Origin of the sequence: Mesorhizobium sp. J428 (assembly GCF_024699925.1) — a bacterium.
In the GTDB taxonomy this organism is placed as follows: domain Bacteria; phylum Pseudomonadota; class Alphaproteobacteria; order Rhizobiales; family Rhizobiaceae; genus Mesorhizobium_A.
This window is the reverse complement of record NZ_JAJOMX010000001.1, coordinates 644591-663478: the sequence shown is the minus strand read 5'-3', so window position 1 is coordinate 663478 and position 18888 is coordinate 644591. Positions and strand designations below refer to the sequence as shown.

Sequence of the window (18888 nt, the reverse complement as noted above, 5' to 3'; positions counted from 1 at the left end):
GTCATAGCGCCCGCTCCTCTACCAAACCGGTAAGGAGCATGGTTAATAATCAGGAAAACGATCGAACGAGGCTGCCGACGAGCAGGTTCCAGCCGTCGATCAGCACGAAGAACAGGATCTTGAACGGCAGCGAAATCACCGTCGGTGGCAGCATCATCATGCCCATCGACATGGTGATGGTGGCGACGATCAGGTCGATCACCAGGAAGGGCAGCACGATCAGGAAGCCGATCTCGAAGCCGCGGCGGATCTCCGAGATCATGAAGGCCGGCACGAGGATGCGCAGGTCGACCGCCTGTCCCTCGACAACGTTCTGGCCGCGCTCGCGGGCGAGGTCGGCGAACAGGTCGAAATCCTTCTCCCGCACATTGTCGAGCATGAAAGCGCGGAACGGCTCGGCGATGCGCTGGAAGGCCTGTTCCTCGTTGATCTCGTTGTTCATCAACGGCCTGACACCGTCCTGCCAGGCGCGATCGAAGGTCGGCGCCATGACGTAGAAGGTCATGAACAGCGCCAGGCTGATCAGGATGAAGTTGGCCGGCGTCGTCTGCAGGCCGATGCCGGTGCGCAGGATCGAGAAGGCGATGACGAAGCGCGTGAAGCTCGTCACCATGATCAGGATGCCCGGCGCGACCGAGAGAACGGTCAGAAGGCCGAAGAGCTGGATGATCGTGCCGACGGTCTGGCCGTCCGCGCCGCGCGTGATCTGGCCGAGATCGATCGTCTGGGCGGCGGCCCCGGCGGTAAGCGCGGCGAGCGCCGTGAGGGTGAGGGCGGCTCGTTTCATTCGAAGACGATCGTCCTGATCAGAACCGACGTCATCTTCCCCTCGCTGCGGATGCGCGCGCGCTCGTCCATGTCGTCCTTGAGGTGGAGGAAGCCGCTGGCCCCCTCGACCTGGTGCAGTTTCACGGTGCGCAGATAGGCGAGGATGTCCTGGTGGACGGCGTCGGCGACGGTCGGGTCCGCCTCGCCCTCGAAGACGCCGGCGAGCTCCACCCGGATCCAGGTGTCGGTGGGGGCTGCCAGGTTGGTCGTGATCGCCGGCAGGTTGTAGATGCCGCGCTTCAGGTCCGCCGCGGCCGGGTCCTCGGGTGCCGAGGCGCCGTGATCGCCTTCCTTCTTCGCCCCATGACCGGCCTCGGCTGCTGCTGCGCTCTCCTCGGGAGCCGTCTCGCCCTTCAGCATGCCGCCGGAAAAATAGCCCGCGCCGGCCGCGACCAGCGTCAGCACGAGCAGTACCGCCAGCTGGACGACCAGCGACGGCCCCTTGGACGGGGCGCCTTCCTGCGGTGCGGGGAGTGCGGCGGCCTTGGCCATCATCTCTTCCTAGAAAGGCATGACCTGGTCGAGGATCTGGTGCCCGTAGGGCGGCTGCTGCACTTCGGTCAGGCGGCCGCGGCCGCCATAGGAGATGCGCGCCTCCGCGATCCGCTCGTAGGAAATCGTATTGTTCGCGCCGATGTCGGCGGGCCTGACGATGCCGGCGATCGTCAGCACGCGCAGCTCGGCGTTGACGCGCACCTCCTGGGTGCCGCTGACGATCAGGTTGCCGTTGGGCAAGACGTCGGTGACGACGGCCGCGACCGACAGGCTCAGCGCCTCGGATCGAGCCGTCTGGCCGTTTCCGGTGCTGGTCGAGGTGGAACCGATGTCGAAGCCTGCATCTGCCGCCTGTCCGGCGCCGTTGATGTTGTAGTCGCCCGAGATGCCGAAGTTGCGCGAGGCGGAGCGCTTGCGCTCGGACTCGTTGGAGAACTTGGCCTTGTCGTTGATCGAGATGTAGACGGTCAGCACGTCGCCGACCGACAGCGCGCGCGCGTCGGTGAACAGGTTGCTCTGGCGGTCGTCCCACAGCGAATTGCGCGCCACCGGCTTCGCCGGTGCCTTGGGATAGTAGTAGTTCGAGCGCGGATTGGCATCGAGCCCGGTGCCCACGGCCGACATGACCGGCGGCTTGCCCACCTCTGCCAGGTTGGCGCCGCAGCCGGCCAATCCGAAGGCCAGCGCTCCCGTCAAGAGGATATGCTTCATGTCGGGTCTTCCTTTCGCGCCGCGCTCGACATGATGCTGGTCAGCTTCGCAGCCGTGGCGCTTTCCATCTCGTTCATGATCTGGCCCGACTGCTTGACCTGCAGCTTGAGCATGATGGCCGCAGCGAGGCTGGGCTCCATCTCGGCAAGGCGCTCGGCCGCTGCGTCGGGGCGCATGCGGGCATAGATCGACACGACGTTCTCTGTCGCCTTGTCCATGAAGGCCTGGCGTAGCTTCATCCACTTCTCGTATTCGGCACGCTTTTCCTCCAGCTGCTTCACGCGCTGGTCGATGTCGGCCTTCAGCGCCTCCAGCTCGCGGGTCTGGATGGCATAGCGGCGGTCGCGCGCGGCGTCGGCGATGTTGCCGCAGAACTTCTCGATCTCCTCAGCCGAGTTGAACGTCTGCGTCGTCTGGTCCTGTGTCGCGCCGGGCACGCCCGAAACAGCCACCGTGAACGCCGCGCAGGCGAACACGGTCGCGGCCAGCCTCGGAACCCTGATTTCGATCGTTCGCGCGTTCATTCCTGCATCCCTATTGCAGCACCAGGTCGGCCTGGAGCGCGCCGGCCGACTTGATGCCCTGGAGAATGGCGATGATGCCGTCGGGCTTGACGCCGATGCGGTTGAGGCCCGCGACCAGCGTCTCAAGGTCCGGCCCGTCGAGCGTGGCGACATCGCCCCCCTCCTGGGTGGCGTCGATCGTGGTCGACGGCTCCACCGCGGTTTCGCCGTTCGAGAATGGCTCCGGCTGGACGACTGTCGGCATCTCGGTGATGCGCACGGTGAGCGCGCCGTAGCTGATCGCGACCTTGGAGATCTTTACCGCCTGGCCGATCACGATCGTGCCGGTGCGCTCGTCGATGACCACCTTGGCCGGCGAATCCGTCGCGACGAGGATGTTCTCCAGTTCGGCGACGAAGCGGGCGGAGGAGATATTGTCCGGCCGCTTGATCATGACGGTGCGGGCATCCTGCTCGCTGGCGACGCGCTTGCCGAAGCGGTTCATGCCGTATTCGTTGATCGCGTCGGTGATGCGGATCGCGGTCGAGAAGTCGGGATTGCGCAGTTGCAGCGTCAGCACCGCGTCCTCGCGGAACTGCGACGGCACCTCGCGTTCGACGATCGCGCCGCCGGGCACGCGGCCCGAGGTGGGCACGCCCTTCGATACCGTTTCCGCCTGGCCCTGTGCGGCGAAGCCGGAGACGATCACCGGTCCCTGCGCGACGGCATAGATCTCGCCGTCCGGCGCGCGCAGCGGCGTCATCACCAGCGTGCCGCCGGTGAGCGAGGTCGCGTCACCAAGCGAGGAGACGGTGACGTCGATGCGGGCGCCCGACTGGACGAAGGCGGGCATGTTCGCGGTGACGATGACGGCGGCGACGTTCTTGGCGCGCGCCTGGCCGCCTTGTAGCGAGATGCCGAGGTTCTGCAGCATGGCGCGGATCGACTGGTCGGTGAAGGGTGCGCTGCGCAGATTGTCGCCTGAACCCTGCAGGCCGATGACGAGGCCGTAGCCGATCAGCTGGTTGTCGCGCGAGCTCTGCAGCGTCGCGATGTCCTTGATGCGCGACGGCGCACCCAGCGAAGGCAGCGAGGAAGGTCCGCCATTGGCGGAGAAGCGCACGGTCTTCGCCGCCGGCGTGTCATGGATGTATCCGCCGCCGCCATAGACCGCGGGTGCGCCGGCGCCGGGCCCGATCACGATCGGCTCCGCCAGGTCCGCCGAAGCGGCCGGCGCCGCGATCTGGGCGGCGAAGAGGAGGGCGAGGAGGACGCGTCTCATCCGCCGACCCTGACAGTGCCGTCGGCCATCACGATGCCGGTGAAGATCTTGCCGCTGTCTGCGTTGCGCAGGCGCAGCACGTCGCCCAGGCTGCCGGGCTGGAGCGGAACGGCGGTCGCCTGGATCGTCAGGCCGCCCTGCTTGAAGACGACTGTCACCGGCTCGCCCGCCTCGACGATGTAGGGATCGCGTAGCGAGCTGACCGGGATGAGCTTGCCCGGCAGCAGGGTGCGCTTCGCCACCTTGCCGTCGGCCTGGTCGACGTCCTGCACGAAAGGCGCGGTGGTGCGCGCACTGGGCCGCAGCGCCACCTGGTCCAGCGTGTCGGCGGTCACGGTCTCGCCCGGATAGACGATGCGGGTGACGACGACCGCCATCTCCGCGGCAGGTGCTGCCGACAGCCACAACGTGGCCGCCATGACACCTGCGAGGAATGTCGCCAGCCGCCGCATCGCGCTCACCGCTGCGAGATGGTTGCGGCCATCTCCTCGGCGGCCTTGATGACCTTGGAGTTCATCTCGTAGGCGCGCTGGGCCGAGATCATGTCGGTGATCTCCTTCACCGGATCGACGTTGGAGTTCTCCAGATAGCCCTGCTCGATCGTGCCGAAGCCCGGATCGCCGGCGACTCCGACGACGGCGGGGCCGGACGCCTCGGTCTCGGCGAACAGGTTGTCGCCGAGCGGCGTGAGCCCTGCCTCGTTGGCGAAGGTCGCGAGCGTCAGCTGGCCGAGCTCCTGCAGCGCGGTCTGCCCATCGATGCGGGCGAAGACCTGGCCCGACTTGTTGACGATCACTTCGGTCGCGTCGGCCGGCACGGTAATCGCCGGCATCACGGCATTGCCGTCGATGGTGACGAGCTGGCCCGTGGCGTTGGTGTTGAAGGCGCCGGCGCGGGTGTAGAACGTCTCGCCGTTCGGGCCCTCGATCTGAAACATGCCGGCGCCGACCAGTGCCAAGTCGTATTTGTTGCCGGTGCTGGTGAGCGACCCCTGGACATGCAGGTTGCGCACCGCCGAGGTCTTCACGCCCAGGCCGATATGCGCGCCTTCCGGCACGACGGAGGCGTTCGCCTGGTTGGGCACGCCGGCCAGCCGCTCGACCTGGTAGAGCAGGTCCGAGAACTCGGCGCGGGCGCGCTTGAAGCCGGTCGTGTTGATATTGGCGATGTTGTTCGCGATGACCTCGAGATTGGTCTGCTGGGCGTTCATGCCCGTCGCGGCGATGGCGAGTGCTCTCATATACTTGTCCTCAGATCGCCATGCGGCTGACTTCGAGATAGGCTGTGACGATCTTGTCGCGGATGGCGATCGCTGCCTGGAGCGAGCGCTCGGCGCTCATCACCGAATCCACCACCTCTCGGGCCGTGACGTCGCCGCCCTGCAGCGCCTTCATCGACACCTGGTCCGCGCTCTGGAGGGTGGTCACCGTGTTGCTCGCCGCGTTGGAGAGTGCCTTTGCGAGCGAAGCGCCGAAGTCCGCGCCCGTTGCCGTTTCGCCCGCGCCGGACAGGTTCTCCAGAAGACTACGGGCGCCGATGCTGCCTACGGGGGAAATGCCGCCGATCATGACTGGGTCCTCAGGAGGTCGATGGTCATGGAGATGAGCTCGCGCGCCTGCTTGATGGTCTGCAAATTGGCCTCGTAGGACCGGTTTGCCTCGCGCATGTCGGCCATTTCGACCAGCATGTTGACGTTCGGCATCTTGACGTAGCCGTTTTCGTCGGCCGCCTGGTGCCCGGGCATGTATTCGGTCGGGAACTCGGCCGGATCGGTCGCGCGCGACGCCACGTTAACGAAGGCGACCCCGCTCTGCCGGTCGACGAGCGAGCCGAAGCTGATGGTCTTGCGCGTATAGGGGTCTTCCTGCGCGCTGTTGGCGGTCGACTGCGCGTTCGCCATGTTCTCGGCCACGACGCGGAGCCGCTCCGACTGGGCGGTGAGCCCGGAGGCGGCGACACGGAGCGAGGTTGTCAGCGGATCCATGCGTCCCTCACTTCGCCGTCATCATGAACATGCGGTGGAAGGACTTGATGATCGCGGTGTTCAGCTCGAACGCCTGGCGCACTTCGTTCGATTTGATCAGCTCGTCCTCGACCTGCACCGTGTTGCCGGAAGGAAGCCGCGAGGTCTGGGCGCGTGCCTGCGTGCCAAAGGTGGAGTCCGAACCACCGATCGGAATATGGCCCGGATTCGTCACCGAGACAGCGGAGGTCGAGTTCTTCAGCACCTTCTCGAAGGAGGTGACGTCGACCGCGCGGTAGCCCGGCGTGTTGGCATTGGCGATGTTGCTGGTCAGCGCCGCCTGGCGGGCCGACAGCCAGTCTGCCTGGAAGGAGGCTAGCTGGAACAGTTGCACTGACTGAACCATCAACGGTTCCTTGCGACGTTTCTCTGGCGAGTGAAACGACGATAGGGACCGTGACTTGCGCGGACCTTGCGGGAAGGGGAGGTGCGGCGGGGCTAGTTGGTGATTTCGAGCACGCGGTCGGCCGTCGTCACCAGCACCCAGTGGCCGTCACGCTTCTCGATCTTGGCGACGCGGCTATTGTCGGGCAGGAGCGAGCCGCGTTGCACGACGTAGAGGCCCTGGTCGTCCTGGATCATCGCGCGTCCGTTGGCGACGTGGACGAGTTCGAATTCGGGCGTGGCGACCGGGAAAGGCTGTTCGATGATCCGCGGAAGGTCCTTTTCCTCTTCCTCCGCGGGCGTGGTGCCGGTGGTGAAGGTGTCCAGGTCGGTTTCCCGGTTCTCCTTCGTCGCCGTCTCGGAAGCGATGCGGTTGGCGGCGATCCCGCTGCGGGGCGAGGGGCCGCTCGAAGGAATGTTCTCCAGCTTCACCGCACGGATGCCGAACTGGTCCTGGTTGAGGAACACATACCAGGGAAAGAAGGCGCAGAAGCCGGCCAGCACGGTGCCCGACGCGAACAGAAGGATGTCGTCGCGCGAATAGCTGCTGGACAGGCCTAGGCGTGTGCGCCAGCTGACCCCCTTCACCGACGCGACGCCCTTGCGGGGCTCCGGTGCCTTCGCCGTCTTCTGCCGTTTCGACCAGCCGCGCTTCCACCAGCGTTTCTTTGGCTCGTTGACCGGGGTCACGATAGAGATGTCCTTCCACTCAGGCAGCTTGCTGGCCATTCTGCGCCTCTCTTGCCTTGAGGTGACGTGCGAGGTCCGCGAACGGATCCTTTGTGCGCGGGTCGCCGGGCGACTGGCCGAGCGCTTCGTAGATCAGCGGGACCTGGCGGACCGCGAGGTCGAGCTCTGGATCGGAACCCGGCGCATAGGCGCCGAGCAGGCGGATGTCGCGCGTCTCCTCGAAGCGCGAGATCATCGCCTTGAGGCGGGCGACCAGCGTCTTCTCGTCGCCGCTCCAGGCGCGCCCCGACAGGCGCGAGATCGAAGCGAGGGGATTGACCGCTGGAAACCGGCCCTGCTCGGCGATCGAGCGGTCGAGCACGACGTGGCCATCGAGGATGCCGCGCACGCTGTCGGCAATCGGGTCGTTGTGGTCGTCGCCGTCGACCAGCACCGAGATGATGGCGGTGATCGAGCCCGTCTCGCCGGCCGTGCCGGGGCCGGCGCGCTCCAAGAGCTTCGGCAGTTCGGTGAACACCGAGGCGGGATAGCCGCGCGCGATCGGCGGTTCGCCGGCCGCGGTCGCGACCTCGCGCAATGCATGGGCGAAGCGGGTGACGGAATCGACGATCAAGAGCACCCGGTCGCCGCGGTCGCGGAAATATTCCGCGACGCTCATCGCGGTCGCCGGCGCGCGGCGGCGCATCATCGCGCTTTCGTCGCTGGTCGAGACCACGGCCACGGTCTTGGCCATATTCTTGGGCCCGACCGTATCCTCGAGGAATTCGCGCACCTCGCGGCCGCGCTCGCCCACCAGGGAGATGACCGCCGTGTCGAAGGAATCGGCCGCCGCCAGCATGGCAAGCAGCGTCGACTTGCCGACACCGGAGCCGGCGAAGACGCCCATGCGCTGGCCGAAGCAGAGCGGGGTGAAGATGTCGATCACCCGCACGCCCGTCTTGAAGGCGGCTTCGACACGCTGGCGGCTCATCGCGCTCACCGCATGTCCGCCCGTCTGCTCGCCGTGGCCGACGGGTGGGCCACCGTCGATCGGATGGCCGAGCGCGTTGACGACGCGGCCGCGCCAGCTCTGGTCGGGCCGCACCGCAAGCGGGCCGCGGTTGAACACCGGCGTGTCGATGGCGAGGTCTGCGGTCGTCTCGAAGGGCGAGACGAGCACGTCGTCCGGTGTGACGCGCACGATCTCGCCGGCGCGCCGCCCCTTTGGCCCCTCATGCTCCACGACGTCGCCGATGCAGGCCTTCCGCGACAGGCCGCGCACGCGGTAGTGGGTCGCGGAAACTTCTACGACACGGCCGCCCGTATGCATGAGCGCGTCTGGCGCGGTAAAGCGCGCCATGGCGCGTTCGAGTGCCGCGAGCCGGTTCGGTCCGGAGGTGGCGGAGGAGTCCGAGGTCACCGTTCAGGCCTCAGCGGCTGCCAAGCGTCTTGACGGCGTCGGAGAAGGTCTGTTCCGTCTGCTTGATCGCCGAGCCCGCGCTCTCGAAGGCGCGCTGCACCATGATCAGCCTTGTCATCTCCATGACGGGATTGACGTTGGAATCCTCGACATAGCCCTGCAGCACGCCGGTGTCGGCCCGATCGACCACCGGCTGCTGCGTGCCGTTGGCGATGACGCCGGAATTGCCGTAGCGGGTAAAGTTCTCGCCGGGATCGAAGCTGAACAAGCCGAAGGCGCCGACCTGCTGGCCGTTCTGTCGGATGAAGCCGTCGGCGCTGACCACCGGCGCGCCGGAGGCGGGATCGAGCTGCAGCGGCGTTCCGGCGGCGTCGAGCACCGGATAACCCTCGACCGAGACGATCTGGCCGGTCTGGAGCATGGAGAAGCGGCCGTCGCGCGTCATCACCTGGCCGGCGGGGGTGGCGAGCGCGAACCATGCGTCGCCGCGCACCGCGAGGTCGAACGGGTTCTCCGTGGCGCGGAACGCGCCCTTGGCCTGCGACAGGAAGGTGCCGCCGGTCGAGACGAAGGCGGTCTCGTTGGCGCCGGAGCCGGTCAGCACGTCCTCGAACTTGATCTGCGTCGCCCGGAAGCCCACCGTGCCCGCATTGGCGACGTTGTCGGCGATCGTGTTGAGCCGCCTTTCGAGCGCAATCTGCGAGGACAGGGCGACGTAGAGCGAATCCTGCATCTCAGTAGGCTTTCATCGACTGCATGGTCAGCAGCAGGTTCGTCGAGATGCCGTATTCGGGCTGGGTGAACAGCGTCGTCACGAGGGACGCCGCGGACACCGTCGGATTTTTGATCTCCCAAAGCGTCGTGAAGCGGTTGATGAACTTGCCCAGCAGTTCAGGATCCTTGAAATCCTCAAGGTCGATCCGCTCCTCGATCAGCTTTGCCTGCTTGTCGATGTCCGCATTGCCGAAGGCGTCGGGGAGGCTGAGTGCAGTGAAGGCAGCCTTCTTGAGCGCAGGATCGGCCAGGATCTCGTAGGCATTGGTGATGGACGGGGCCTTGCGCTCGAAATAGAGCGCCAGGCGGACGCCCTCGTTCTGGTCGCCGGCGTTCTCCTCCAGTGTCTGGCGCAGATACTTGTCGACCGTTCCCTGCTGGGCCTTGTTGAACAGCGTCGCGGTCTCGCCATAGGCCTCGAAGTTGAACGTGCTGACGAACTCCTTGTAGCGCTTGTCGCTGAGCTTGTTTGCGAAGGAGTCCTTGTCCTCGACGCCGCCTTCCAGCGCCTTCACCATGAAGGCCTTGGCGTAGGCCATGTCCTCCAGCCCGTGCGCTTTCATGGCGTAGCGGAAGAGACGGTCGTTCGCGACGAACTCCTTGATCGACTTAACCTTTGTGATGTTCTCGAGATAGTATTCCGTCTCGCGCTCGACGACCGGCTGGTTCTGGACGCGGTCCAGCGACTTGCCGATATCCTTCGCGATCAGCTGATAGCTCACATAGGTGTTGATCAAGCGCCCGATCCTTCGCGTGGCTCGCCAGCGTCGAGGAGTAGCGCAACTTCCTTGCGTGAAGCTGAATCGCCGCCGGTCGGCCCCGCCGCCGATTCAAGCCCCACGCAAGGAAGAAGGGCTACGCATCCTCTGCTGAAACAGCGAAGGCAGGTCGCCGTGGGAATCATCATCGGACTGGTCGTGACGCTCGGTTGCGTGCTCGGCGGCTTCATGGCCATGGGCGGTCACATCGAAGTGCTCGTCCAGCCGTGGGAGGTGGTCATCATCTGCGGCGCGGCCTTCGGCACCTTCCTCGTCGCCAATCCGATGAAGACGGTGAAGGACACCGGCAAGGGCGTCATCGAGGCGTTCAAGCAGGCCGTTCCCAAGGAAACCGAATATCTCGAAGTGCTCGGCGTCCTGCACAGCCTGATGCGCGAACTCAGGACCAAGTCGCGCAACGAGGTCGAGGCGCATATCGACAATCCGGAAGAATCCGCCCTGTTCCAGGCCTATCCGACGATCCTGAAGAACAAGGGCCTGATGTATTTCATCTGCGACTACTGCCGCCTGATCATCATCGGCAACGCCAAGAGCCATGAGATCGAGGCGCTGATGGACGAGGAGATCCAGACCATCAAGCACGACCGGCTGAAGGCCTACCAGGCGCTCAACCAGATGAGCGACGGCTTTCCGGCCATCGGCATCTGCGCGGCGGTGCTGGGCGTGGTGAAGGCGATGGGCGCGCTGGACCAGTCGCCGGAAATCCTCGGCGGTCTTATCGGTGCCGCCCTCGTCGGCACCTTCCTCGGCATCTTCATGTCCTACTGCGTCGCCGGCCCGATCGCGACCAAGATCAAGACGGTGCGCGAGAAGAACATGCGCCTCTACATCATCGTCAAGCAGACGCTGATCGCCTACATGAACGGCTCGCTGCCGCAGGTCGCCATCGAGTTCGGCCGCAAGACCATCTCCTCCTACGACCGGCCGTCGATCGACGCCGTCGAGCAGAGCACGCTGAACGGCGGCGCCGAGAAGAAGGCGGCCTGATCCGATGAGCTCGCTCGGCGTCACCCCCGGATCTCCCGCCGCCCTGCGCAACCTGCTCGTCGAGCGGTTGATCGGCGACACGGCGGAGCCGGACAAGGTGACCGCCTCCGCGCGCGCTCTCGGCGAACGCGCGCTGCCGCCGATCGCGAAGGCGCTGTCGCAACTGTTGCCCTCGCTGCTCCAGGTCGAGCTCGAGAACGTCGAACTCGGCCGCATCTCCCAGGTCTTCCTGACCGAAAGCGACAACGAGCCGCTGACGGTCGCTCCCTCGACGAACTCGCCCGACGCGCTGATCCTGTCGATGGACGCCGCAGCTGTGTCGCTGTTCACCGGGCTCCTGTTCGGCGCCGCATCCGATTCCTCCCTCGCTCCGATCATGCGTCCGCTGTCGGCGATGGAACTCGACATCAGCGGCATGCTGTTCCAGGGCCTTGCCGAGGCGCTCAACGGCTCAGGCGCACGGGCGCTCAACGTGCGCTTCCCGCTGCCGCGGCCGATCGCCGGCGAGGACCGGCGCAAGCAGGTGCACCGCGACGGCCCGTCGGCGCGGCTGATCTTCCGCATCTTCAACGAAGGCGGGTCTGGCCTGTTCTGCGTGACCATGCCGCAACGGATCGTCCTGTCGACGCGTGGTTCCGACGATGCGCTGCAAGCCGGCTCCGGCGAATGGCAGGCGCGCCTCGGTGGCGAAGTCATGCGCTCGAAGGTGGCGGTGGAGGCGACCGTATCGATGGGCACGCTGACGCTCGGCCAGGTGGCGTCGCTGGTCGAGGGACAGGTGCTGGAGATGCCGGCCGAGGCGCCGGGCGAGACGCGGTTGTCCTCGAAGGACAAGACGCTCTTCATCTGCGAATTCGGCAGGCTCGGCGGTCACTACACCGTGCGGGTCAAGCAACCTTTCGATCCCGAAGCGGATCTGATGAACAACCTCGTGCCGCACTGAAATCGGCGCGAGGCTACGGAGACGGATAATGAAAGAAGCAACGGCCAAGACGCTGACGGAAGGCGAGGACGAGCTCACCAAGGCGATCGAGGAGCTTCGCGGCGTGCTGAAGGAAGAGCCGGCGGCCCCCGCGCAGCCGGCCGCCGCGCGCCCGGCCGCGACCGCCGCCGCCCCCGGCGCGGCTCCCGCCTCGAACCCGAACATCATCATGAATATTCCCGTGGAGGTCCAGATCGTGCTCGGCGGCGCGGAGATGCCGGTGTCTGATCTGCTGGCGCTGCAGAAGGGCTCAACGGTCGCGCTCAACCGTCGCATCGGCGAGCCGGTGGACGTGGTGGTCAACGGGCGCAAGATCGCCCGCGGCGAGATCACGGTGCTGGAGAGCGACCCTTCGCGCTTCGGCGTCAAGCTGACCGAGATCATCGCGGCGGCGAAGTCCTAAGACCGAAGAATGACCGCGACGTCCGATCTCCCCAGTCTCACCCGCACCCAGAAGGCCGCCGCGATCCTCGTGGCGCTGGGCAAGCCGGCTGCCGGCCGCCTGCTCAAGTTCTTCAAGCAGGACGAGCTGAGAGCGCTGATGGACGGTGCGCGCGAGCTGCGCACCATTCCGCAGGCCGAGCTGGAGCGGATCGTCGCCGAGTTCGAGGCCGAGTTCGCCGAGGGAGCGGGCCTGCTGGATTCCGCCGACACGATGGGCACGATCTTCAGCGAGACGCTGACGCCCGAGGAAATGACGGCGCTGATGAATGACGGACCGGTCGAGACGGCGACGGACGAGCCGAAGCCGGTCTGGCCGCAACTCGAACAGATCGAACCCGCCCGCGTCGGCGCGTTCCTGACCAACGAGCATCCGCAGGCCGCCGCCTTCGCGCTCTCCAAGCTCGCGCCGTCCTTCGCCGCGCAGGTGATGATCGTGCTGGACAAGCCGGTGCGCGGCGAGATCGTCAAGCGGATGCTGGCGCTCAATCCGGCCTCGCCGGCCGCGGTAGCGATGATGGAGGCGCATGTCCGCGCCGCCCTGATCGAGGACGATTCCGGCAAGGCGGCCTCCGGCGCCCAGATGCGGGTGGCCAGCGTCCTCAACGAACTCGACAAGTCGCAGCTCGACGAGGTGATGGACGATCTCGCCTCGGCCGGCGCGGTCAATCTCGACGCCATCCGCGCGCAGCTCTTCGCCTTCGAGGACATCGTCTTCCTCGACCAGAAGGCGCGGGTCACGCTGTTCGACGGCATCGCGGCCGATATCGTCACGCTCGCCCTGCGCAATGCGAGCGCGGAACTGACGGAAGCGATCCTCTCCGCCCAGGGCGCGCGTGCGCGGCGCATGATCGAGGCCGAACTCAAGGCCGATCCGGGCAACGTCTCCGCCAACGACATCAACAAGGCCCGCAAGCAGATCGCCTCCACCGCGATCCGCCTGTCTGGCGAGGGCGCTCTGCAACTTCCTCAGACCCAGGAAGCGGCCTGAGCCGCGCCGTGAGCGAGCCCCTGCCGGGGCGGTCAACCTGATCGGAGTTCGCTCCCGTGGCGGATACGGACGACAAGGAAAGCAAAACAGAAGAAGCCACGGAGAAGAAGATCCGTGACAGCGTCGAGAAGGGCCAGACACCCTTCTCGAAGGAAACGCCGCTCTTCGCCTCCTTCGTCGCGATCCTGCTCTTCGTTTTCTTCTTCGCCTACGGCACCGCCATACGGCTCGGCGAATTCCTGGCGACCTTCCTGGAAAGGCCGAACGACTGGCTGCTCGACAACAATGCCGACGCTATCGGCCTGTCGCAGATGGTGTTCATGGAGATCGCCCGGGCGCTGGTCGTCATCTTCGCGATGATGATGGTCTTCGGCCTGGCCGGCGCGCTGCTCCAGCATCCGCCGCAGTTCGCCGTCGACCGCATCACGCCGAAGTTCTCCCGCATCTCGCCGATCGAGGGCTGGAAGCGCATGTTCGGCGCGCAAGGCCTGTCGGAATTCGTCAAGTCGGTCGCCAAGGTCGTGCTCGCGGGCGCCTTCGTGGTGTTTACGCTCCGCAACGCGCCGGCACGTCTTCTCGACGGCATGGGAACCAGCCCGACATCCTTCATGCCGGTGATGCTCGACATTGCCACCGACATGCTCACCACGATCACGCTCATCATGGCGCTGATCGCCGCCGCCGACCTGATCTGGTCGCGTTTCCAGTGGCGGACCAACCTGCGCATGACCCGGCAGGAGGTGAAGGACGAGCTGAAGCAGCAGGAAGGCGACCCGATCGTCAAGGCGCGCATCCGCTCGCTGCAGCGCGACCGCGCGCGCAATCGCATGATCGCGGCGGTGCCGCAGGCGACGCTCGTCATCGCCAACCCGACCCACTTCTCGATCGCGCTGCGCTACGAGCGGGGCAGGGACAATGCGCCCGTGGTGGTGGCAAAGGGCCAGGACCTCGTCGCCCTCAAGATCCGCGAGATCGCCAAAGAGCACAACATTCCGGTGTTCGAGGAGGTGGCGCTTGCCCGCTCCATGTACAGTCAAGTTTCGGTCGATAGTGTGATACCGCCCCAGTTCTACCAGGCTGTGGCCGAACTGATCCGCATCATCTACGCAAACGCGGCGAAGAAATCGCCCAGCCCAAGGCCAGCATGATCCGACAGCCCCATACGACCTCGCGGGAAGCTCTGGTCGCCAACGCGATCCAGGAGGTGGTGAGCGAGCTGCGCATGGTCGACGTGATCGACTATATCGCCTTCATCCGGATGGAGCGGTTCGGCAACATCTCCGACATCGTGGATTCGGCCGCGGAACTCTACTTCATGCCGGGCACGCTGCGGCTCGGCCATGGCGGTGAGGCGCAGGTCGCATGGTCGTCGCCGCCCAAGATCGTGCTCGATCTCGAATTGCGGCCAAGCGGTGTCACGATCTACTTCTCGCTGACCATGACCGACGAATATGCCGGCATCGAGGTCAACTACGTCTCCTTCGACGCACCCGATCCCGACCCCGGCGTCAACACTCGCCGGCTCGAGGACGAGCTGGAGCGGGCGCGCATCCGCAAGACGGTTGCGCCAGCGCCGGAGCGCCGCGTCGCCTGACTGCTATTCGATCAGGCCGAGCCTGATCGCTTTCGTGACGGCATGGGTGCGGTTCACTGCGTCGAGCTTCGATGCGGCCGACGTCAGATACTGGTTCGCGGTGTGGACCGAGAGGCCGAGGATGCGGGCGATGTCCTCGCTGGTGCGCCCCGCTGCCGTCAGCCGCAGGCATTCGAGCTCGCGCTTGGAGATCGAGGATGAGCTCGACGTGCTGCTCGATTTGAGTTGGGCGATCCGCAGGAACATCTCGAAACACTGACGGTGCAGGTCGAGCAGTTCGTCCGGGTCGAAGCGCAGCTCGGGACCGGTGAAGACGAAGACGCCGGAATAGACCGAGTCCGCCGACACCGGCAGGACCAGGCCCGCTCTGTCGCGCAGGATCGCGGGAAGCTTGACGCAGAACGGATCGTTCGTCGTCCGCGTCGCGCCCGGAATGGTCCAGGAGCCCGGCAGGCAGGAGGCGCCCGCGTGCCGGCTGAGCGTATCGGCGCCCTCGGCGATCAGCGCTGAGGTGACCGGCGAGCGGCCGGGAAAGGCTTCGTCGAAGCAGGGCAGGAGCCTCGCCTTGCCGACGCCGCGCCCGGCGAAATAGAGCGCGAAGCCGGACGCGCCGAAGCTGGACGACAGCCGGCGGCAGCGGCGGATCGCTTCCGGGATCACCCCGCTCGACGCCATCCGCGCCAGGCGGGAGATTTCGGCCAGCGGACGCGGCTCGTCCGCGCCGACTGTCGGCCTTGCGAGGTCGACCGGCTCGACGCTCATCAGATGACCCCGTTGCGGATCGCGACTGCGACCGCCATCGTCCGGTTGCCGGCCGAGAGCTTCTGGATCGAGCTGACGATGTATTTGTTGACCGTGTTGCCCGAGACGCCGAGGATCAGCGCGATCTCGTCGGTCGTCTTGCCTTCCGACACCCAGAACAGGCATTCGCGCTCGCGCTCGGACAGCGGATCGCTCGCCGCGTCGCCCACCTCCTCGCAATAGCGCGACATCAGGTAGTTCGCGAGCAGATGTGCTTTCGGCAGCGCCTCGCGCCGGATCATGCCCTGCACGGGGGCGGAGAACAGGCACACGCCCCGCCGCAGGCCGGCGCGCAGCCTGAGCAGGAACACTTCTGCGTGGCCGAATTCGATCAGGCGCAGCGCCACCGTTTCGTCGACGACGCGCGGCGTCCGCTCCGGGAACGCCGTCTCAAAGGCAACGGGCGTCTCGCCGGGCGAGGCTGCGAACGGGCTCTGGTACAGCAGTTCGATCGAGGCGGTACCCGATGATCTCGACCGCGTCGTAGGACCAGTTGGAGCACAGGACCCGCGGCGGCTCTTCCGCATGGCTGCGGGACATGTCGGCGAGGCAGAACTGCTCGGCTCCGATGCTCGCGCACAGGTCGCGCATCGAGCGCGACAGAAGGCTTCGTGTGAGGGAGCCGCTCAGATGGTCGAGAGAAGGTATCGACCAATCGCGCAGCTGCTCCGGATTCGCTCCTTGCGGATGGCGGATCGCGCCATCCAGAATTGCTATCGTCATTCCCCCGGCCGTTCCCGGCGCGTACCCAATCCTGTTCCCTTCGGCTCTTCCGGCCTCGGGGAGATGGATGCCGTGCCCCGCCGCGCACGACTTCCCATTCGCGCCGGTCGCCCGGCGCGTTGCCCAACTCGGTGAACACACGCTATTTGCGGCTGCGCGGGCTGGTGCCCGCTTCTCGCTCACTGGTCAGCGAAGCAGCACTGCTTCGCTGATTTGCAGAGATTTCATGACTGGCGACTCGCGTCAAGCGACGGACTCCAAAAAGTCTTTGAGTCAATCTCAGGCGACCGTTTTCAACCCGATAATTCCGGCCGCGATCAGGCCGATGCAGGCGAGGCGGGCAAAGGTCGCGGGCTCGGCGAAAAGGGCGATGCCGAGGATGGCGGTGCCGATCGTGCCGATGCCGGTCCAGACCGCATAGGCGGTGCCGACGGGCAGCGATTTCAGCGCGAGGCCGAGAAGGCCGAGGCTAATCACCATCGAGGCGACGGTCAGCACGGTCGGCAGCGGGCGGGTGAAGCCTTCGGTGTATTTAAGGCCGATCGCCCAGCCGATTTCGAACAGGCCGGCGAAGAAAAGGTAGGTCCAGTGCATGGGATGCTCCTTGCGGGACGGGTCGTCCCATCCATGTGAATTTCGCAAGGGGTCGTCCCCTGGCCCCTTCTATCCGATCGGGACGGACTTGAAAACCTGGTCCCTCCTATGCCAGCCATGCGCGGCCGCCGCCAGCGCAGACCGTGGAGGAACAGCATGACCCCCTTCGTATTCAACACAACGCCGTCGATCGTCTTCGAGGCCGGTTCGTCGCGGCGCTTCGGCGAGATCGCGGGCAGGAGGCTCGGGCCGAAGGTGCTGGTGGTGACCGATCCCGGCCTGCGCAGGCTCGGCCTCGCCGATCCCGCGATCGCTTCGCTCGAAGCGGCGGGGGCGATCGTCACCGTGTTCGACCAGGTCGAAGCCGACCCGTCGCGCGCGACGCTGATGAAGGCGGTGGAAGCGGGCAGGGTGGCCGGTGTCACCGGCGTCGCCGGCTTCGGCGGCGGCTCGTCGCTCGACGTGGCCAAGCTTGTCGCACTCCTGCTCGGCTCGGGCGAGGATCTCGACGGCGCCTGGGGTGTCGCCCAGGCCAAGGGGCCGCGCCTGCCGCTGGCGCTGGTGCCGACCACGGCCGGAACCGGATCGGAGGTCACTCCCGTTTCGATCATCACCGTCGGCGAGGAAGAGAAGCGCGGCGTGTCGTCTCCCGTCATTTTGCCCGATGTCGCGATCCTCGACGCCGAACTCACGCTCGGCCTGCCTGCCGCCATCACCGCCGCCACCGGCGTTGACGCGATGGTGCATGCGATCGAGGCCTATGCCTCGAAGAGCGCCAACAACAATCCGCTGTCGAGGATGCTGGCGAAGCAGGCGCTGCAGCTCCTCGGCGCCAACATCGAGACCGCCGTGTTCAACGGCGAGGACGTTGCCGCCCGCGGCGCGATGCTGCTCGGCTCGATGCTCGCCGGCCAGGCCTTCGCCAATTCGCCGGTCGCGGCGGTGCACGCGCTCGCCTATCCGATCGGCGGCACGTTCCACGTCCCGCACGGCCTCTCCAACGCGCTCGTCCTGCCGCATGTGCTGCGCTACAACGCGCCGGATGCCGCGCATCTCTATGCCGAGATCGCGGCGGATGCCTTCCCGCATCTGGCAAGGGAGGAGGGCACGCAGGGCCGCTGCGCCGCCTTCATCGAGGAGCTCGCCGCCCTGTCGAAGAAGCTCGGCATGCAGACGAAGCTGCGCGAAGTCGGCATCGGCGAGGAACATCTCGCCAAGATGGCCTCCGACGCGATGAAGCAGCAGCGCCTCCTGGTCAACAATCCGCGCGAGGTGCAGGAGGCGGATGCGCTGACGATCTACCGGGCGGCCTGGTGATGACGCGGCCCGTTCCCTCCGAGCGCAGCGCCTACCGCACCTTCCGCACGCTCACCACGCGCTGGATGGACAACGACATCTACGGCCACATGAACAATGTGGTCCACTACTCGCTGTTCGACGCCGCCGTGAACGGCTGGCTGATCGAGAACAAGGTGCTCGACATCCATGGCGGCGACCAGATCGGCCTCGTGGTCGAGACCGGCTGCCGCTATTTCGGCGAACTCGCCTTTCCCGACGTGGTGACCGCGGGCATCCGCGTCGCGCAGATCGGCTCGTCCTCGGTGCGCTACGAGGTCGGCCTGTTCCGCAACGAGGAGGACGTCGCCGCGGCCGAAGGGTTCTTCGTCCACGTCTATGTCGACCGCCAGACCCGCCGCCCAAAGCCGCTCAATTCCCCACTGCGCGCGGCGCTCGACACGATTTCGGTCGCATAGCGAACCTCTACAGCTCTCACATGCGCTGCGGCGGTCTCGCCGGCGTGAGACAATGTCGCGCGCCTATCAATGTGGCATTTCGTTTGACATTCGTTTATGGTTCGAAATAATCCGAACGGCTTTCGAAATCCGCAAGAACGGCTTCCTGCGAAA

25 protein-coding genes are annotated in these 18888 nt (G+C 66.1%); 8 read left to right on the top strand and 17 right to left on the bottom strand.

The genetic code is table 11. From position 1 onward, the window contains the following. Nucleotides 1-49 precede the first annotated feature (49 nt). From fliP to LRS09_RS03355, 14 genes are all read right to left on the bottom strand, one after another. Nucleotides 50-787, bottom strand: coding sequence for a flagellar type III secretion system pore protein FliP (fliP, locus tag LRS09_RS03420; protein WP_257804266.1), 738 nt, complete (start codon nt 785-787; stop codon nt 50-52). Further along, complete coding sequence (locus LRS09_RS03415; RefSeq protein WP_257804264.1) at nt 784-1320, bottom strand: flagellar basal body-associated FliL family protein; 537 nt, start codon at nt 1318-1320, stop codon at nt 784-786. The genes fliP and LRS09_RS03415 overlap by 4 nt, the downstream gene beginning before the upstream one ends. Before the next feature lie 9 nt (nt 1321-1329). Then, nucleotides 1330-2034, bottom strand: coding sequence for a flagellar basal body L-ring protein FlgH (gene flgH, locus LRS09_RS03410; RefSeq protein WP_257804262.1), 705 nt, complete (start codon nt 2032-2034; stop codon nt 1330-1332). Continuing rightward, a complete protein-coding gene (locus LRS09_RS03405) occupies nt 2031-2558 on the bottom strand; it encodes a MotE family protein (protein ID WP_257804261.1) in 528 nt (175 codons plus the stop codon). The genes flgH and LRS09_RS03405 overlap by 4 nt, the downstream gene beginning before the upstream one ends. 10 nt (nt 2559-2568) lie before the next feature. Then, on the bottom strand, nt 2569-3819 hold the full coding sequence (locus tag LRS09_RS03400) for a flagellar basal body P-ring protein FlgI (protein ID WP_257804259.1): 1251 nt from the start codon (nt 3817-3819) through the stop codon (nt 2569-2571). Then, nucleotides 3816-4238, bottom strand: coding sequence for a flagellar basal body P-ring formation chaperone FlgA (gene flgA, locus LRS09_RS03395; RefSeq protein ID WP_257804257.1), 423 nt, complete (start codon nt 4236-4238; stop codon nt 3816-3818). The genes LRS09_RS03400 and flgA overlap by 4 nt, the downstream gene beginning before the upstream one ends. 38 nt (nt 4239-4276) lie before the next feature. Continuing rightward, the gene (flgG, locus tag LRS09_RS03390; protein WP_257804256.1) at nt 4277-5059 is read right to left on the bottom strand and encodes a flagellar basal-body rod protein FlgG; all 783 of its coding nucleotides are present in this window, start codon (nt 5057-5059) and stop codon (nt 4277-4279) included. Between the two features lie 10 nt (nt 5060-5069). Beyond that, nucleotides 5070-5387: a flagellar hook-basal body complex protein FliE gene (locus LRS09_RS03385; protein ID WP_085466262.1), complete on the bottom strand. Its 318-nt coding sequence runs from the start codon at nt 5385-5387 to the stop codon at nt 5070-5072. Then, on the bottom strand, nt 5384-5803 hold the full coding sequence (flgC, locus tag LRS09_RS03380) for a flagellar basal body rod protein FlgC (protein ID WP_257804255.1): 420 nt from the start codon (nt 5801-5803) through the stop codon (nt 5384-5386). The genes LRS09_RS03385 and flgC overlap by 4 nt, the downstream gene beginning before the upstream one ends. 7 nt (nt 5804-5810) lie before the next feature. Further along, a complete protein-coding gene (locus tag LRS09_RS03375) occupies nt 5811-6188 on the bottom strand; it encodes a flagellar basal body protein (protein WP_257804254.1) in 378 nt (125 codons plus the stop codon). Between the two features lie 92 nt (nt 6189-6280). Continuing rightward, nucleotides 6281-6955: a hypothetical protein gene (locus LRS09_RS03370; protein ID WP_257804253.1), complete on the bottom strand. Its 675-nt coding sequence runs from the start codon at nt 6953-6955 to the stop codon at nt 6281-6283. Further along, nucleotides 6936-8255 (bottom strand): flagellar protein export ATPase FliI, encoded by a 1320-nt coding sequence (gene fliI / locus LRS09_RS03365; RefSeq protein ID WP_257810109.1) that lies wholly within the window; start codon nt 8253-8255, stop codon nt 6936-6938. Before fliI ends, LRS09_RS03370 begins: the two co-directional genes overlap by 20 nt. A 70-nt stretch (nt 8256-8325) precedes the next feature. Beyond that, on the bottom strand, nt 8326-9048 hold the full coding sequence (flgF, locus tag LRS09_RS03360; RefSeq protein ID WP_257804252.1) for a flagellar basal-body rod protein FlgF: 723 nt from the start codon (nt 9046-9048) through the stop codon (nt 8326-8328). Between the two features lies 1 nt (nt 9049). After that, a complete protein-coding gene (locus LRS09_RS03355) occupies nt 9050-9826 on the bottom strand; it encodes a DUF1217 domain-containing protein (RefSeq protein WP_257804250.1) in 777 nt (258 codons plus the stop codon). Between the two features lie 156 nt (nt 9827-9982). On the opposite strand from LRS09_RS03355, the gene motA reads away from it, so the two are divergent. From motA to LRS09_RS03325, 6 genes are read left to right on the top strand one after another with little or no spacing between them, the layout of a single operon-like run. Then, nucleotides 9983-10855, top strand: a complete 873-nt coding sequence (motA, locus tag LRS09_RS03350) for a flagellar motor stator protein MotA (protein ID WP_257804249.1) — start codon at nt 9983-9985, stop codon at nt 10853-10855. A gap of 4 nt (nt 10856-10859) precedes the next feature. Continuing rightward, nucleotides 10860-11798, top strand: a complete 939-nt coding sequence (locus LRS09_RS03345) for a FliM/FliN family flagellar motor switch protein (RefSeq protein ID WP_257804247.1) — start codon at nt 10860-10862, stop codon at nt 11796-11798. Nucleotides 11799-11823: 25 nt separating this feature from the next. Then, a complete protein-coding gene (gene fliN / locus LRS09_RS03340; protein ID WP_374684894.1) occupies nt 11824-12240 on the top strand; it encodes a flagellar motor switch protein FliN in 417 nt (138 codons plus the stop codon). A gap of 9 nt (nt 12241-12249) precedes the next feature. Beyond that, complete coding sequence (locus LRS09_RS03335; protein WP_257804242.1) at nt 12250-13269, top strand: flagellar motor switch protein FliG; 1020 nt, start codon at nt 12250-12252, stop codon at nt 13267-13269. Nucleotides 13270-13325: 56 nt separating this feature from the next. Then, the gene (flhB, locus tag LRS09_RS03330) at nt 13326-14417 is read left to right on the top strand and encodes a flagellar biosynthesis protein FlhB (RefSeq protein WP_257804240.1); all 1092 of its coding nucleotides are present in this window, start codon (nt 13326-13328) and stop codon (nt 14415-14417) included. Then, nucleotides 14414-14863 (top strand): hypothetical protein, encoded by a 450-nt coding sequence (locus LRS09_RS03325; RefSeq protein WP_257804239.1) that lies wholly within the window; start codon nt 14414-14416, stop codon nt 14861-14863. The genes flhB and LRS09_RS03325 overlap by 4 nt, the downstream gene beginning before the upstream one ends. A gap of 3 nt (nt 14864-14866) precedes the next feature. Here the strand turns inward: LRS09_RS03325 and LRS09_RS03320 are convergent, their stop codons facing one another. From LRS09_RS03320 to sugE, 3 genes are all read right to left on the bottom strand, one after another. Then, entirely contained in the window at nt 14867-15625 is a 759-nt protein-coding gene (locus LRS09_RS03320; RefSeq protein ID WP_257804238.1) for a LuxR C-terminal-related transcriptional regulator, read from the bottom strand. Continuing rightward, entirely contained in the window at nt 15625-16191 is a 567-nt protein-coding gene (locus LRS09_RS03315; protein WP_257804237.1) for a helix-turn-helix transcriptional regulator, read from the bottom strand. The genes LRS09_RS03320 and LRS09_RS03315 overlap by 1 nt, the downstream gene beginning before the upstream one ends. A 475-nt stretch (nt 16192-16666) precedes the next feature. After that, nucleotides 16667-16981: a quaternary ammonium compound efflux SMR transporter SugE gene (gene sugE, locus LRS09_RS03310; protein WP_257804236.1), complete on the bottom strand. Its 315-nt coding sequence runs from the start codon at nt 16979-16981 to the stop codon at nt 16667-16669. Between the two features lie 156 nt (nt 16982-17137). Here sugE and LRS09_RS03305 point away from each other — a divergent pair, with 156 nt between their 5' ends. Both LRS09_RS03305 and LRS09_RS03300 read left to right on the top strand, forming a co-directional pair. Continuing rightward, entirely contained in the window at nt 17138-18298 is a 1161-nt protein-coding gene (locus LRS09_RS03305; RefSeq protein ID WP_257804235.1) for an iron-containing alcohol dehydrogenase, read from the top strand. Continuing rightward, complete coding sequence (locus LRS09_RS03300; RefSeq protein ID WP_257804234.1) at nt 18298-18735, top strand: thioesterase family protein; 438 nt, start codon at nt 18298-18300, stop codon at nt 18733-18735. The genes LRS09_RS03305 and LRS09_RS03300 overlap by 1 nt, the downstream gene beginning before the upstream one ends. Nucleotides 18736-18888: the final 153 nt, after the last annotated feature.